The sequence below is a fragment of the Bacteroides sp. OF03-11BH genome, from assembly GCF_003604005.1.
GTDB classification, from domain to species: Bacteria; Bacteroidota; Bacteroidia; order Bacteroidales; family Bacteroidaceae; genus Bacteroides; species Bacteroides ovatus.
On sequence record NZ_QTMW01000016.1, the window covers coordinates 65178 to 81130 of the forward strand.

Genomic DNA, 15953 nt, shown 5'->3' on the forward strand with positions numbered 1-15953 from the left:
ATCGTCCTCACCCCGATGATGAAACAGTTTCTGGATTTGAAGGCAAAACATCCGGATGCAGTGATGCTGTTTCGTTGCGGTGACTTTTATGAAACATATTCTACGGATGCCATCGTTGCAGCCGAAATTTTAGGAATCACACTGACAAAACGTGCCAATGGGAAAGGAAAAACTATCGAGATGGCAGGTTTTCCTCATCATGCCCTTGATACATATCTTCCGAAACTGGTTCGCGCCGGAAAACGTGTCGCTATCTGTGACCAGCTGGAAGACCCGAAAATGACGAAGAAGTTGGTGAAGCGTGGCATTACCGAATTGGTTACTCCCGGTGTTTCTATCAATGATAATGTACTGAACTATAAAGAGAATAACTTTCTGGCTGCCGTTCATTTCGGAAAAGCTTCCTGTGGAGTTGCCTTTCTCGATATTTCTACCGGTGAATTCCTTACTGCAGAAGGACCTTTTGATTATATAGACAAGTTGTTGAATAACTTTGCCCCTAAAGAGATTCTTTTTGAACGTGGCAAACGCCTGATGTTTGAAGGTAATTTCGGTAATAAGTTCTTCACGTTCGAGCTGGACGACTGGGTATTTACAGAAACGACTGCCCGTGAGAAACTGCTGAAACACTTTGAAACGAAGAATCTGAAAGGTTTCGGAGTGGAGCATTTGAAGAATGGCATCATTGCTTCCGGTGCTATTTTGCAGTATTTGACAATGACGCAGCATACGCAAATTGGTCACATCACTTCATTGGCGCGTATTGAAGAAGATAAATACGTCCGTCTGGATAAGTTTACGGTGCGTAGCCTTGAGTTGATTGGTAATATGAATGATGGCGGAAGTAGCCTGCTCAATGTGATCGACAGAACGATCAGCCCAATGGGAGCTCGTCTGTTGAAACGCTGGATGGTTTTTCCCTTAAAGGATGAGAAACCGATCAATGAACGCTTGAATGTAGTGGAATATTTCTTCCGCCAACCTGATTTTAAGGAACTGATTGAAGAACAGTTGCATTTAATAGGAGATTTGGAACGTATTATTTCCAAAGTGGCTGTAGGACGTGTGTCGCCCCGTGAAGTCGTTCAGTTGAAGGTAGCTTTACAAGCTATTGAGCCGATAAAACAGGCATGTATGGAAGCTGATAATGCGAGTTTGAATCGTATTGGCGAACAGCTGAATCTTTGTATTTCTATTCGTGACCGGATTGCCAAAGAGATTAAAAATGATCCTCCTTTACTGATAAATAAAGGTGGAGTGATTCAAGATGGTGTGAACGCAGACTTGGATGAATTGCGGCAAATCTCCTATTCAGGAAAAGATTATCTGCTAAAGATACAGCAGCGGGAGAGCGAGGAGACGGGTATTCCGAGTTTGAAAGTGGCTTATAATAACGTATTCGGTTATTATATCGAAGTCCGTAATGTCCATAAAGATAAAGTTCCTAAAGAGTGGATTCGTAAACAGACGCTGGTTAATGCGGAACGTTATATCACGCAGGAACTAAAGGAATATGAAGAAAAGATTTTGGGAGCGGAAGATAAGATTCTGATTCTGGAAACGCAGCTATATACGGACTTAGTACAGGCATTGATGGAGTTTATTCCACAGATACAGATTAATGCGAATCAGATTGCACGTCTGGACTGTCTGTTGTCATTTGCCAATGTGGCTCGTGAGAATCGTTATATCCGTCCGATTATTGAGGATAATGACGTATTGGATATTCGTCAGGGACGTCACCCGGTAATAGAAAAACAACTTCCGATAGGTGAGAAGTATATTGCCAATGATGTAATGCTGGACAGCGATACACAGCAGATTATTATTATTACAGGTCCGAACATGGCCGGTAAGTCGGCACTCTTGCGTCAGACGGCGTTGATTACGCTATTGGCTCAAATCGGCTCGTTTGTTCCTGCGGAAAGTGCGCATATCGGTTTAGTTGATAAGATATTTACCCGTGTAGGAGCGAGCGATAATATATCAGTCGGCGAATCTACATTTATGGTAGAGATGAATGAAGCGGCTGATATCCTGAATAATGTTTCTTCCCGGAGTCTGGTATTATTTGACGAATTGGGTCGTGGTACTTCTACTTATGATGGTATTTCCATTGCCTGGGCAATTGTAGAGTATATCCATGAACATCCGAAAGCAAAAGCACGTACATTATTTGCTACGCATTATCATGAATTGAATGAGATGGAGAAATCTTTCAAGCGCATCAAGAATTATAATGTATCGGTGAAAGAAGTTGATAATAAAGTAATCTTCCTTCGTAAACTGGAACGTGGCGGTAGTGAACACTCTTTCGGTATTCATGTGGCAAAGATGGCCGGTATGCCGAAAAGCATTGTGAAACGTGCAAATGAGATATTGAAACAGCTTGAATCTGATAATCGCCAACAGGGCATAGCAGGTAAACCGTTGGCAGAAGTGAGCGAGAATCGTGGAGGTATGCAGTTAAGCTTCTTCCAGTTGGACGATCCGATTCTCTGTCAGATTCGCGATGAGATATTGAATCTTGATGTGAATAATCTTACTCCTATTGAAGCGCTGAATAAACTGAATGATATAAAGAAGATAGTCAGGGGGAAATAAGCTGAAAATGTATATAATGTCTTAGGATATGTTTTCGATTGTTGTCCTGACATTAGGGAAATGGCATTTGTTTTATTGATAAAAAAGAGGGATTAGTGATGTTTGAACCGCTAATCCCTCTTTTTTTGATTTAGGCTATTTTATTTTTCTTCTTGTCATAGAAGAACATGAAATAGACGCCTATTATGATAAACGGAACGCTTAACCATTGTCCCATATTGAACATCATGCTGTTTTCAAAATCTTCCTGATTTTCTTTTAGGAATTCGATGAAAAAGCGGAAGGTGAAGATGTAAGTCAGGCAGAGCCCGAAGAAGAAGCCACGGTGCAGTTTCTTGCTGTAATTCTTATACAGGTAAATCATGATGAAGAACAGGATAAGATAAGCAATGGCTTCGTAGAGCTGTCCCGGATGACGGGGGAGCATATCTACACGTTCGAAAACGAATGCCCAGGGCACATCAGACGGTTTGCCGATGATTTCGGAGTTCATCAGGTTGGCAAGGCGGATGAAGCAGGCGGTGATTGGAGTAGCTACGGCAATCATATCCAGCACGTCCATATAATGGAGCTTCGTCTTGCGGCAATACAGCCAAAGGGCGATTATCAGTCCTAATGTACCGCCGTGGCTGGCAAGTCCTTCATATCCGGTAAATTTCCAGTTTCCGTCCGGCATGAACTTGATAGGAAGAATCATTTCCCAAAAATGAGACAGGTAGTATCCCGGGTCATAGAACAGGCAGTGTCCTAGGCGGGCACCGATTAGAATACCAAAGAAACAGTAAAAGAAAAGAGGGTCAAACTTCTTTTCCTCTATCTTTTTATCCCGGTACTGGTAGTGAACAACCACATAAGCAAAGAATATTCCTACTGCCCACAGTAATCCGTAATAACGGATAGAAATGCCGAACAGGTTGAATAGTTCGGGATTCGGGTTCCAGTTGATGGATAATAGCATGGTATTCATTCTATATTGGATTAATGTTAATGATTAGATTCTTTGAATTTCTCCGCAACCATCCGGTAGGTCGGTATATCTATTCCCTGTTCTTCGGCTGCTGCAATCATGTCGAAGAGCAATCCTTGTATTTCCGAGTCGTGTCCGCGTGCCAGGTCTTTTTGCATAGAAGCGGTACTTTCGGGGTCGAGCTTGTCAATCACTTTTAGGTTGTAGCTGACTGGGTCTTCGGGAAATTCGACGCCCAGTTTCTTTCCTAAGGCAGCGCTTTCCGTAGAAAGTCCGATAAATGTATCCCGTATCTTTCCCGGTTTCTGCACTTCTCCCATCGGAACGTCGTAGTAAGCACCCGTCACAGCCATTGCGGAGATAAACGACCATTTGATAAACGTATCCCGGTTGATGTCCGGTGAGAGGTCTACCTTTATGCCTGCTTCCTGCAAGTCTTGTTGGATAGCTTCCAGTAATCCGGGTTTTACAACTGTGCCGCGATGAGCGCCGTATACCAACCGGAATATCTTTCCCATTTGGGTGATTTCTCCGGTGCCGGATACGAAGCCTACGATATAGATGCAGCCGTCGAGAACGGTGACTTCCGGAACTAGCTTCTGTATGCGCGGCCCTGTGCCATATACATTCAGAATAGGGATGACAACCGTGTCTTTGTGTGCTGCTCTTTTTATCAGTTCTACGATAGAATCGACCGAATAACCTTTTACGCATACAAATATCACATCTGCTTTTCCATTGAATTCTTCAGCGGTAGTAGCCGGAATCCGGAGCGTATGTTCGCCCTTCAAATCCGATTTCAGTTTCAAACCGTTCGTTTGAATCGACTGCAAGTGAGCTCCACGGGCAATACAAGTTACATCTTTGCCTGCCAGCGACAAGAATCCTGCGATACTGCCGCCTACACCTCCCGTTCCTGCAATGAGATATTTCATATTGTTAGCGAATTAGTAATTAATAAGTCGTCGGTGGTAACCGATAATCACACGTTGAAACGGAAATGCATGATGTCGCCATCCTGCACCACATATTCTTTTCCTTCCACACCCAGTTTTCCGGCTTCTTTCACAGCTGCTTCCGAGCCGTATTTGATATAATCATCGTATTTGATAACTTCGGCACGGATAAAGCCTTTTTCAAAATCGGTGTGGATCACTCCGGCACATTGAGGAGCTTTCCATCCTTTTTCGTATGTCCAGGCACGTACTTCTTGTACACCGGCAGTGAAATATGTTTCGAGATTCAGGAGTTTGTAAGCAGATTTGATAAGACGTGCTACGCCCGACTCTTCCAAGCCTACTTCGGCAAGGAACATCTGACGGTCTTCGTACGTTTCCAGTTCAGCGATGTCCGCTTCTGTTTTGGCTGCGACAATCAGGATTTGAGCATTCTCGTCTTTTACGGCTTCGCGTACCATATCTACGTATTTATTTCCGTTTACTGCGCTTGCTTCATCAACATTGCAAACATACATTACCGGTTTGCTGGTCAATAAGAACAGTTCGTGAGCAATCTTTTGTTCGTCTTTTGTTTCAAAAGTCACTGTACGTGCAGATTTTCCCTGTTCCAGTGCGTCTTTATATTGAACGAGTACATCGTAAGCTAACTTTGCAGCTTTGTCTCCGCCCGTCTGTGCTTGTTTCTGTACTTTCTGGATACGGCTTTCGATGGTTTCCAGATCTTTCAATTGAAGTTCGTAGTCAATGATTTCTTTGTCGCGGATAGGATTTACGCTTCCGTCTACGTGTGTCACATTGTCGTCATCGAAGCAACGGAGTACGTGGATAATTGCGTCTGTTTCACGGATATTGGCAAGGAACTTGTTTCCCAGTCCTTCACCTTTGCTTGCGCCTTTCACCAGTCCGGCGATATCTACGATTTCTACAGTTGTAGGAACAATTCGTTGGGGGTGCACCAATTCAGCGAGTGCGTTCAGACGTTCGTCAGGAACAGTGATTACACCTACATTGGGTTCAATTGTACAGAAAGGGAAATTTGCCGCCTGTGCTTTCGCATTCGACAAACAGTTGAAAAGTGTCGACTTACCCACGTTCGGTAGTCCTACAATACCACATTGCAATGCCATTTATCTATTTCGTTTTTATTTAGTTATCGATAATCTGACTGCAAAGATAGGCATTTTGGCAGAGTTTTAATATTTTGCCTGATATTTCTTATAGAAAATCAGGAATAAAGTAAATCCAATTAGGGCGAATGGTACACCCGCCAGGGACGGATAACGGTATCCACCACTAACAGCCAGTCCGCCTGCATAAGCACCGATGGCATTTCCGAGATTGAATGCAACCTGCACGCAGGCTGCTCCCAGCATTTCTCCTCCCTTTGATACGCGGATAATTAATATCTGCTCCGGACTGGATACTGCGAACAGTCCTGCCGTACAAAGACACATCAACAGGGCTGCTGCCCATTTATAGGGAGAAAGGAAGAAAATGAGCAATAACATAATACAGATAAGTGCTTGTGCGGCAGTCCCTACTTTTCCGGGGGTGTAGCGGTCGGAGAGACGTCCGCTAATCAGGTTTCCCATCACCATACCGAAGCCGGCAAGGATCATTAAAGGCGTAATGCTTTCAGCGGAGAAGCCGGACACATTGGTAAGCATCGGATTGATGTAGCTATACCAGCAGAATACACCGCCATTACCTAGTGCCGTAGCACCGAGAATCAGCCACGGAGCCGGAGTTCTAAGAAAGCGGAATTGTCCTTTAAAGCCGGTATCTTTTAAGCCTTCTACATGCGGAACCCATCGCCAGATGTAATATAGGATAACAATTCCCCAGATACCGACCAGCAGGAAAGTGGCACGCCAGGAAAGCATGGTACTTAGGGAAGTGCCCAAAGGTACACCAAACAGGTTGGCAATGGTCATTCCTGCAATCATGATGGAGACGGCTTCCGAACCTTTACCCTTGTCGGCTAGTTTCTCTGCAACAATAGAGCCTACTCCGAAGTATGCACCATGAGGCAAGCCGGAGATAAAACGGGCAGCGAGCAACACCCAGTAATTGGGAGCCATAGCCGCACAGATATTACCTATCATAATTAAGGTAACTAATACTAACAGAATATGTTTTAGCGGATATTTGCGAGCCAGTGTCAATACAGGTGCACCGACACAGACGCCTAATGCATAAGCAGAAATGAAATGCCCTGCGGTAGGAATACTAATACCTAAATCTTTTGCCACATCGGGCAAAATTCCCATCATTACAAATTCGGCAATACCTAATCCCAGTGTGCCGAACGCCAATGCAATAAGACTCTTCTTCATACAAAACTTAACCTTAATACCTGTTACCTTTTTACCTTACTATTATTTGCCGCTTATTTATTTCGGCTGCAAAGGTAAAACAAAATCTTTCAGGGTGAGTTCGATGAGATAGATTTTGATTTAAATCAAATTAGACAATGTTGGTGTAAGCTGATGACGGGAGATTTATGTAGTATATGTAAATTGTAGCCATTTACTTTCTTTCCAATTCTTGCAAATATTTGAAGAATTTGCAAGAATTAGCAAGAAAAGAATGTGATATTGAGAAATGTGTACTTGCTAAGTAATATCATTAATAGACTTATTGTTTCCTTATCCATTCAATGATATCTTTCAAGACTTCCGGATTGATTGTTTCTTCCAACTGCCCGTATTCAGCCAATGTTCCTTTTTCGCAAGTCTGAAACAGATGATTTAAGTTCGGATAGGCTTTGACTGTTACATTTTTGTTTCCATTTCCGGTGATTCTTTCCTGAATGGCAGCAAGATTCATGGCGGCATCCACTTGAATATCCTTTTCTCCGTTCAGAGCCAGAACCGGACATTTTAGTTTCTTCAAATCCTGGGCCGGGTCATATCTCATAAAATGAAGATACCACGGAGAAGTCATCGAACTGATTTGTGCGGATAGTTGCTGGATGGTATTCAGGTCTTTCAATTGTTCGGGAGACATTGTTTTTGTAACGTCTGCATACAGTTCTTTCTGCAACTCTTCGGGAGTTTTGTCTGTTTGTTGCAGTATGGCATATCTGTTCCGTATCGAAGGCTTCATCCCTTGCCAGACGGCATCCGGCATTCCCTGGGATTTAGAGATTAACTCTACCTGCTTCAGCATCAGACTGTCGCCTCTCACGCCGGCTCCTGCCAATGAAACGACAAATGCAATGGATGGGTCCTTTTTGGCAACGATGAATGCAATGATTCCGCCTGCGCTATGTCCGATAATTCCGATTTTCTTTGCATTTATTTCTTTTCTGCTGCGCAGATAATTCACCATTGCTTCCGTATCTGTGGCAAAATCCTCATTGGTAGCTGTTGCGTGAGTACCTTGTGAAGCGGCAGTACCCCTGTCATCACATCTAAGCACAGCAATTCCGTTTCGGGTCAGATAATCGGCGATGACAAAGAAAGGTTTGTGTCCCATGATTTCCTCATCCCGGTTCTGCGCACCGCTTCCTGTCACCATTACCACTGCCGGAAATTTAGTTCCTTTTTCGGGAAGAGTCAATGTTCCGGCAAGGTTAATACCATCGCGTTCATTCCTCACGGTGACTTCTTCACTTCTGTAAGGGAAAGGCGGTTGAGGCTCCTGCGGACGCTTGGGGCGGCTGGCTTCTCCCTTTTTCAAATTCAACGGAAGGGGCATCCCTTGCGTAAATGTTCCGTTGATTGTGTTATCACTGTTCAGTTTTCCTTTGTACGAAGCATGAATCACAGGTATCTGGATAATTAAAGTAGAATCATTGAAAGAAGTAGTCTGTGTCTTGATACCGTTGGCTCCCTGGTCGGGACTGTCCAGTGTGGTCACATAAGCGCCTTGTTCCGTTTGACTGATGTGGAATACAATAGTCAATGAACCGGTGGGAAGGGAAAGTTTTCCGTGCCAGGCTCCCGAAATATCTTGGGCGGAAACAGAGGATGAGAAGAACACTCCGGCTAATAGTCCGGTAATGAATATAACGATGTAGGTAGCCTTAACTATTTTCATAAGCGAAAAATTAGGTTTAATCTTAATTGTAAATATAAGATATATACAAAGGTAACAATTTTCATCATTATAAAAATAAGACATTACCTAATCTTGTCAGAATCCGGTAATATCTTATTGGGCTGTTCCTGTATACTATTACAGTTTTTATTGTTAAGCACAACCTCTATTCCAAACTATATAGCCTCCCTTAAAAAACGATGATTCTTAAAAAAGGAATATTTAATCATCGGAGAAGGACATAAATCGCAGTTTGGTAAAGAAAAGCCGGAAAATGCCATGCATTTGTAATTACGTGATTCTCTATTTTCGCTGTTTTGAGAATATACTAATCGAATTGTGATAGATTCTTGATTCTTTTTGTTATTTGGAGAGTAGATACCTGAATAACCAATCATTTTATTATTTTCTCCTTTCCAATATATTATGATAAACTAGGGAGAAAATATTTCTTAATAGTCCATTTTTATCTTCTTCACCGGAGAACGATAGCTTCCTCGGTGAGGAACAAGTCGATGCACACCGAGGAACACTTCGTTGGTTTTAAGGCAATGAACGGTTCCCGAATAGAGAAAGATGTATATCTTGTTTGGCTTTATGCAATATTAGACTGTTTTTTGTATGCTCATGCGTTTATTTATACAGTTTATTTTCTAGTTTGCTACTTTCTAACTGGCTATTTTCCTGTAGAATATTAAAAGTAGAACATTGACAGGCCTATGCTATCATTTCGAGTTAATTCATCACACGCATTTTCATACCTTATTTCTCTGGAATAGTTGCAGGATGGACATTTCTCCCCATTATTAAACATTTGTTCTACATAAATAAATAAGTGGTGGCTAAATTTGCATCGTTATTAACTACATAATATTATGAAAAAGATAATCTATCTAGTTCCTACGTTGTCTTTAGTAGGTTGTACCTCACAGCGCGTAGAAGAAAAGCCGAATGTGATTGTGATTCTTGCCGATGATCTGGGATTTGGTGATGTCAGCGCTTACGGCTCTACTACGATTCATACTCCGAATATCGACAGTCTGGCTCATGGCGGAGTTTGTTTCATGAACGGATATGCCACTTCGGCAACTTCCACTCCCAGTCGTTACGCCTTGATGACCGGAATGTATCCGTGGAAAAATAAGGATGCAAAAATCCTGCCGGGAGATGCTCCTCTTATTATTAATGAAAATCAGTTTACCTTACCGAAGATGATGCAGCAATGCGGTTATGTGACCGGAGCTATCGGAAAGTGGCATTTGGGGATGGGAGACGGCAATGTCAACTGGAACGAAACCGTCAAACCGGGTGCCAAAGAAATCGGTTTCGACTACTCTTGCCTGATTGCAGCAACCAACGACCGTGTCCCGACGGTTTACGTGGAAAACGGTGATGTAGTAGGACTCGATCCGGCCGACCCTATCGAAGTGAGTTACGAGCATAATTTTGAAGGCGAACCGACTGCCATCTCTCATCCGGAGATGTTGAAAATGCAGTGGGCACACGGACACAATAACTCTATAGTAAATGGAATTCCCCGTATCGGATATATGAAAGGCGGTCAGAAAGCCCGTTGGAAAGACGAGGATATGGCCGACTATTTTGTAGATAAGGTAAAGAACTTTGTGACTGAACACAAAAATGCTCCTTTCTTCCTGTATTATGGCTTGCATGAACCTCACGTACCTCGTGCTCCCCACCAGCGATTTGTGGGCAAAACAACGATGGGGCCTCGTGGCGATGCCATCGTTGAGGCAGACTGGTGTGTCGGCGAACTGCTTGCCCACTTGAAGAAAGAAGGATTGTTGGAAAAGACACTGATTATCTTCTCCAGTGATAACGGGCCGGTTCTGAATGACGGTTACAAAGACGGAGCTCCCGAATTGGCAGGCGATCACCTTCCTGCAGGAGGTCTGCGCGGAGGTAAATATAGTTTGTTCGACGGTGGTACGCATATTCCTTTGTTTGTTTATTGGAAAGGAAAGATTCAGCCGGTTGTGTCCGATGCACTGGTTTGCCAAGTAGATATTCTCGCTTCTCTGGGTTCGATGATACATGCCGATTTGCCGGAAGGTTTGGATAGTCGGAACTATCTGGATGCTTTCTTCGGAAAAGAGCAGACTGCCCGCAAGGATGTAGTGTTGGAAGCGCAGGGACGTATGGCTTATCGTTCAGGCGACTGGATTATGATGCCTCCTTATAAAGGTTCCGAACGAAATCTGACCGGAAATGAATTAGGTAATCTGGGTGAATACGGATTATTCAATGTAAAAGCCGACCGGACTCAACATCAGAATGTGGCGGCACAACAGCCCGAACTTCTGGACTCCCTGAAGCAGAATTTCTTTGCTGAAGTGGACGGTTATTATCGCAGTGAAGTAGAAGAAGAACCATTAAAATAAGGTCAAATGTTCATTCTGAACATAAATCCCGTTGATAAAACAATCGTTCTATTCTACCGGGATTTATTTCTCTACCTTTGTTCTGTTCGATGTCGGACAATTAACCTTGAAGTATGTATATGAAAATGAAAGCTTTTTTAATGTTTGTATTGCTGTTCTTATGTTCGATGGGAACAAAGGCGCAGGATTTGGGGGCGAACTATAATGAAAATATAGATTACCCGATTACGGAAATAGAGATGTTGAAACAGTCGAAAGTGAGTTGGGTGAGAGGATTTGTCAATATCCCCAATCTGTTTCTTCAGAATGAAAACGGGAAGATTGTTGGTGTGAAAGAAAATGCCATCAGGACACATATTCCTACATTGAAATTTATTCAGGCCAAGAAAGCGTTGGGCGACCGTGTGAAATTCATCTTGAGTCTGAAAATACCTTTTGAATTATATACCGATACGGTTCCCAAAGTAGGAACTAAGGAGATGGAGTACATATTTCAGGCAACGGAAATATTACTGAAAACCTATGATATGGCGAAGAATATTGGAATACTTGTCATGGGTAACGAGCCGGAATGGGAGAATGCGTTGGATACCGATCTCTGTCATGCGGATGGTGAAGATTATCGGGCATTTCTGAATGAGTTTGCCAATCGGCTGACTACCTGGAAACAGGCTAATGGATGGACATTTGATATTTATGCCGGAGCATTGAACCGTGTATCCGAATTGCCGAAGAGCGAAACGGTACCTGCGGTAGTCTCTGTGGTTAATAACAATCCTAATGTTGTAGGGCTCGACTTACACGTTCACGCATTGAAAATCAACCAGGCGGAAGACGATTTTCGGATTATCCGTGATAAGTACGGTGTAACAAAAAAACTGATTTGCACGGAATTCTCTATGGTGCGTGCTTTAAATCCTCATGTGGCGGATGCGCTGGGAGAATGGGGAACCAAGCATGGTTATACGGCCGGGATGAAAATTTACGAATATCTTAATCTGATAGCCGAAAAAGCTAACGCCGGTACACCGGTGAGTGCAACCGAGTTCAAGAGCCTTTTTGAGAGTTATTCCTGGTATCCGAAGAATTGGTATAAGACTTTTTATGAAGTATTCAAGAAATATGATACGTATGCCATTACCGGACGTTTTAGTGTGGTTCCCGGTGGAGCGAGAGCTGTTTACGATGCGAAGACTGAAATGTGGGAACTTGGAGGAATTTATTTTTCCCGTTATTTAGGACTGGATGCAGACGGATTCTACAATCCCAATCCATTGTTATATCCTGATTTTATTGCTGCCCGGGATGGATTGGCAGTTTCCAGCCTTGTCGGAGGACAACGGGAATTGTTCATAAGTTGGGGTAATGGAGCCGATAAAACAGGTATATTGTCAGTAACAGATGAAGAGGGAACAGAGGTGGTGCGTCGATCGCTTGATTCGGAGAATGACTATACATTGGTTGAAAATCTTGTTCCTGGAACTGTCTACCATGTAGCATTGCTGAAATCGGATGATGTCGTGTTGTGGAAGGATGATGTTAAGACCAAGTCTGTAACAGGAAAGTTTCCTTTGTTGAAATATCAACAAGTGGATGGATATATGTTGGTACAACTATTAAATTTGCCGGATGATGTCTCATCTTATAAAGTAAAGCTGGATGGACAGGAAATCAATATAGTGAATAAGAACCTGAACGGACAAATACTTACCGCCGAAGTGACTTATAAGGATGGATCGGTAGAAATGTTGTCGACAACTATTAGAAAGTAATTATCTTAAATTTATTCGCTTATGAAAGTAATATATGTAGTGTTGGCATGTTTGTTGGCTTTCACCTCTTGTGCGGAGACGGAATATGCCGAAAACGGGGTTGATAAGAAAAATATAACAGGATATACCGAAGTTGGGTTTTATAGTTTGGATGGAATTTGTACTTTTACAGAGCAGGAACAACTTCAGGCTGCAATTAATCCTAAACGGTTGACTTATCGCCTGCAAAATTCGGATCAAAGCAAATACATTCATGTGAAGTTTGACGGGAAGCCTACGGCTGTTGGTCAAAAGATAAAGACTGAATTCTCATTCCAAGGAGTTTCTTTCCTCAAAGAAGGGATGGAGATGGAGGTAGTTCGTATAGACGGAGATAAAGTTTGGTTGTCAGGAGATAACGTCGGTATGGTAATCCCTGTTTTTTAATAATTAAAAGAAAGATATTATGAAAAGATACATTCCTGTTGTAGCGTCATTAATGGCGTTTTCGTTGATATCATGTGGTGAAGTCATGGATCTGACACAGCCGGAAAAGGCTGAAGTTACCTATTCCAATATTACCTTGTCGCTTTATCAGACAGGCAAATATGATTTATATCTGGATGAGCCGGAATACCAATATAACATTATGGTGGAGAAAAGCCATTGCGAAAAAGAAGCAAAGGCGGAATTGGCTGTTGTCGATGCCAAAGAGTTTGGTGAAGAATATCACCTCTTACCTGTGGAATATTATGATCTGGATGGAAGTAATTTTAATTTTAAGGGGGACGATGTCCTGCGTATGGTAAATTTGCGCTTCCATGATTTAGGTACGCTTGACGGATCAAAGAAATACGTTCTCGGTTTGAAACTGGTTTCCGACGATCTTGCAGTCAATCAAGAGAAAAGTACAATGACTTTCTTCCTGCAACAGAAACAGGGAGAAATCGACAACCCTTATACCTTGACGACAACGAACGACCTGATAACTCTCGGAGAGAAACTCAAAGATGGTAAGACGATCTATGCCAAGATAGAGAATGATATTGATTTGCAAGGTGTAGACTGGCAACCGATAGAGACCTCGGTTTCCAAACAACTTGTATTGGATGGAGGCGGACATACGATTCGTAATCTGAAAGTAAATACTTCCTCTTCTGTTAATCAGGGATTCTTTGGATTGTTGGTTGGTAAGTGTTCTAATATAAACTTTGAAAATGCGCAGATTACAGCCAATACAAAGATGGCAGGCATCCTTGCCGGACAGGTGGGAGCTGCTACTTCTCCGGGTATCGTGGAGAATGTTCGGGTATCCGGTACGATTTCTTTAACTTCGGGAACGGGAGCGGCTGCCTGGGATAACGGTCAGGCTGGTGGTATCTGTGCAAGACTTCATGGTGCAGATAGTAAAATTCATCAGTGTACATCGGCAACGGATATTACTGCCGTATGGTGCGCCGGCGGTATTTGTGGGGAAACGAGAGGCGGAGCAACGATCTCTCAATGCTCTTCCACTGGGGATATTGTGACTGAATCATGTGTAGGAGGCATTGTTGGGCGTATGTTATATTCTATCGTTACGCAGTGTTATTCTTCAGGTCTTGCACAAGCTTTCCCGATGAAAGTGGCGAATCCTGCGGGTGGTATTGCCGGATTTGTAGATCCTAGTCCGACAGCTGTGATCTCTTATTGTTATTCCGATTGCGAGATTTCCGCTCAAAATCAGGTAGGCGGTATTATGGGATTTGCTAACAAGGCGACAGGAATCACCGTAACACATTGTGTGGCTTGGAACCGGAAATTATTCTCTAACGGTGCACCTAAGTCGGGAAGAATTTGCGGACGCTTTAACAAGAATGAGGCTAATAATTGCTATGCGAATCCAAATATGGAATGTCGTTTCTCTGCCAATACGCCCGCTATCGTAGACGAAGAAATACCCGATTACGGAGCACAAACATTTGGTGCCGACCGTTACAATGGTCTTTCTACGATGAGTACCCCGATAGATGCTGCCAAGGCTCTTTCTTGGGATGAAGCAATATGGAATCTCGCAGGGGAGAAACCCGGTTTGGTTTGGATGTTAGATTGAAATTTTGTAGATGATATAAAGATCAGATATAGAATAAAATAGGTATGAAAAAACATAAAATGACAAAAAGACTTATTCTCGCATTGGGAATCATTGGTTTGTCTGTCACTGGGGTACGAGCTGATTCGGTTAATGAGAAGGAGATTACTTATGCCGATCCTACAATTTATGTGGAGAACGGCAAGTATTACCTCACCGGCACACGCAATCAGGAACCGCAGGGCTTTGCTATCCTCGAATCGACCGATCTGGAGCATTGGACGGTGCCTGATGGCACTTCTCTACAACTGATTCTGCGGAAAGGAGATCAAACGTATGGTGAAAAAGGCTTCTGGGCACCTCAATACTTTAAGGATAAAAGAACTTATTATTTCACTTATACCGCTAATGAGCAAACAGTAATTGCTTCCTCAAAATCAGTGTTCGGTCCTTTCCGGCAGAAGGAAGTCAAGCCGATAGACGCTTCCGCTAAGAATATAGACTCTTTCCTATTTAAGGATGATGATGGGAAATACTACCTATATCATGTCCGCTTTAATAAAGGAAATTACCTTTGGGTAGCCGAGTTTGACATAAAGAAAGGAAGTATCAAACCGGAAACATTGAAACAATGTATGGACTGTACGGAGCCTTGGGAAAAGACTCCGAACTATAAGTCTGCACCGGTGATGGAAGGACCGACTGTTATGAAGTGGGACGGGGTATATTACCTCTTCTATTCTGCCAATCATTTTATGAATATCGACTATTCGGTAGGTTATGCCACTGCTTCTTCCCCTTTCGGTCCGTGGAAGAAGCACCCGAACAGTCCGATCATTCATCGCAGCCTCGTAGGAGAAAACGGATCAGGACATGGAGATGTATTTAAAGGTCTGGATGGAAAATATTATTATGTTTACCATGTTCATCGTTCGGATTCCACCGTGTCCCCTCGTAAAACACGTATTGTTCCGCTCATCCTGAAGAAAGGAAACGATGGCATATACAACATCACCGTAGACAAAGAGCACGTCATAAAGCCAATGTGGAAATGATTTGTTCAGAAATGTAGTAGAGAAATCTATTTTGCACATTTGTACGGGTTTTAAGGAGATTCTTCCCTTTCATTTGAAGATTTTCCCGCTTAATTTGTGT

The 15953-nt window shown here is 42.9% G+C and carries 11 protein-coding genes; 6 read left to right on the forward strand and 5 right to left on the reverse strand.

The window, feature by feature from the left end:
• The first annotated feature begins 15 nt into the window (after nt 1-15).
• Nucleotides 16-2604 carry a DNA mismatch repair protein MutS gene (gene mutS, locus DXA54_RS13725; protein ID WP_032846723.1) on the forward strand — a complete coding sequence of 863 codons (2589 nt, stop codon included), beginning with the start codon at nt 16-18 and terminating at the stop codon, nt 2602-2604.
• Nucleotides 2605-2734: 130 nt separating this feature from the next.
• On the opposite strand, the gene lgt is transcribed toward mutS, so the two are convergent.
• From lgt to DXA54_RS13750, 5 genes are all read right to left on the reverse strand, one after another.
• Complete coding sequence (gene lgt / locus DXA54_RS13730; RefSeq protein WP_004317337.1) at nt 2735-3571, reverse strand: prolipoprotein diacylglyceryl transferase; 837 nt, start codon at nt 3569-3571, stop codon at nt 2735-2737.
• A 17-nt stretch (nt 3572-3588) separates the two neighbouring features.
• Nucleotides 3589-4506: a ketopantoate reductase family protein gene (locus tag DXA54_RS13735; RefSeq protein WP_004317339.1), complete on the reverse strand. Its 918-nt coding sequence runs from the start codon at nt 4504-4506 to the stop codon at nt 3589-3591.
• Nucleotides 4507-4553: 47 nt separating this feature from the next.
• A complete protein-coding gene (gene ychF / locus DXA54_RS13740) occupies nt 4554-5657 on the reverse strand; it encodes a redox-regulated ATPase YchF (RefSeq protein WP_004317341.1) in 1104 nt (367 codons plus the stop codon).
• Between the two features lie 66 nt (nt 5658-5723).
• Nucleotides 5724-6866, reverse strand: coding sequence for an MFS transporter AraJ (gene araJ, locus DXA54_RS13745; RefSeq protein WP_120079751.1), 1143 nt, complete (start codon nt 6864-6866; stop codon nt 5724-5726).
• Nucleotides 6867-7167: 301 nt separating this feature from the next.
• Nucleotides 7168-8574, reverse strand: coding sequence for an alpha/beta hydrolase family protein (locus DXA54_RS13750; RefSeq protein WP_004324096.1), 1407 nt, complete (start codon nt 8572-8574; stop codon nt 7168-7170).
• An 875-nt stretch (nt 8575-9449) separates the two neighbouring features.
• Between DXA54_RS13750 and DXA54_RS13760 the strand changes: the two genes are divergently transcribed.
• The 5 genes from DXA54_RS13760 (at nt 9450) to DXA54_RS13780 (ending at nt 15853) form a co-directional block, all read left to right on the forward strand.
• Nucleotides 9450-10976 carry a sulfatase-like hydrolase/transferase gene (locus DXA54_RS13760; protein WP_120079752.1) on the forward strand — a complete coding sequence of 509 codons (1527 nt, stop codon included), beginning with the start codon at nt 9450-9452 and terminating at the stop codon, nt 10974-10976.
• Between the two features lie 113 nt (nt 10977-11089).
• Nucleotides 11090-12748, forward strand: a complete 1659-nt coding sequence (locus DXA54_RS13765; RefSeq protein WP_120079753.1) for a hypothetical protein — start codon at nt 11090-11092, stop codon at nt 12746-12748.
• A gap of 21 nt (nt 12749-12769) precedes the next feature.
• Nucleotides 12770-13174, forward strand: coding sequence for a hypothetical protein (locus DXA54_RS13770; RefSeq protein WP_032846964.1), 405 nt, complete (start codon nt 12770-12772; stop codon nt 13172-13174).
• A 19-nt stretch (nt 13175-13193) separates the two neighbouring features.
• Nucleotides 13194-14819, forward strand: a complete 1626-nt coding sequence (locus tag DXA54_RS13775) for a DUF1735 domain-containing protein (RefSeq protein ID WP_120079754.1) — start codon at nt 13194-13196, stop codon at nt 14817-14819.
• Between the two features lie 44 nt (nt 14820-14863).
• Entirely contained in the window at nt 14864-15853 is a 990-nt protein-coding gene (locus DXA54_RS13780; protein ID WP_120079755.1) for a glycoside hydrolase family 43 protein, read from the forward strand.
• Nucleotides 15854-15953: the final 100 nt, after the last annotated feature.

Coding starts and splice junctions, on each gene's coding strand:
- DXA54_RS13750 (WP_004324096.1), bottom strand. CDS start 8,574: ATGAAAATAGTTAAGGCTACCTACATCGTTATATTCATTACCGGACTA.
- DXA54_RS13765 (WP_120079753.1), top strand. CDS start 11,090: ATGTATATGAAAATGAAAGCTTTTTTAATGTTTGTATTGCTGTTCTTA.
- mutS (WP_032846723.1), top strand. CDS start 16: ATGATGAAACAGTTTCTGGATTTGAAGGCAAAACATCCGGATGCAGTG.
- lgt (WP_004317337.1), bottom strand. CDS start 3,571: ATGAATACCATGCTATTATCCATCAACTGGAACCCGAATCCCGAACTA.
- ychF (WP_004317341.1), bottom strand. CDS start 5,657: ATGGCATTGCAATGTGGTATTGTAGGACTACCGAACGTGGGTAAGTCG.
- DXA54_RS13770 (WP_032846964.1), top strand. CDS start 12,770: ATGAAAGTAATATATGTAGTGTTGGCATGTTTGTTGGCTTTCACCTCT.
- DXA54_RS13780 (WP_120079755.1), top strand. CDS start 14,864: ATGAAAAAACATAAAATGACAAAAAGACTTATTCTCGCATTGGGAATC.
- DXA54_RS13735 (WP_004317339.1), bottom strand. CDS start 4,506: ATGAAATATCTCATTGCAGGAACGGGAGGTGTAGGCGGCAGTATCGCA.
- araJ (WP_120079751.1), bottom strand. CDS start 6,866: ATGAAGAAGAGTCTTATTGCATTGGCGTTCGGCACACTGGGATTAGGT.
- DXA54_RS13775 (WP_120079754.1), top strand. CDS start 13,194: ATGAAAAGATACATTCCTGTTGTAGCGTCATTAATGGCGTTTTCGTTG.
- DXA54_RS13760 (WP_120079752.1), top strand. CDS start 9,450: ATGAAAAAGATAATCTATCTAGTTCCTACGTTGTCTTTAGTAGGTTGT.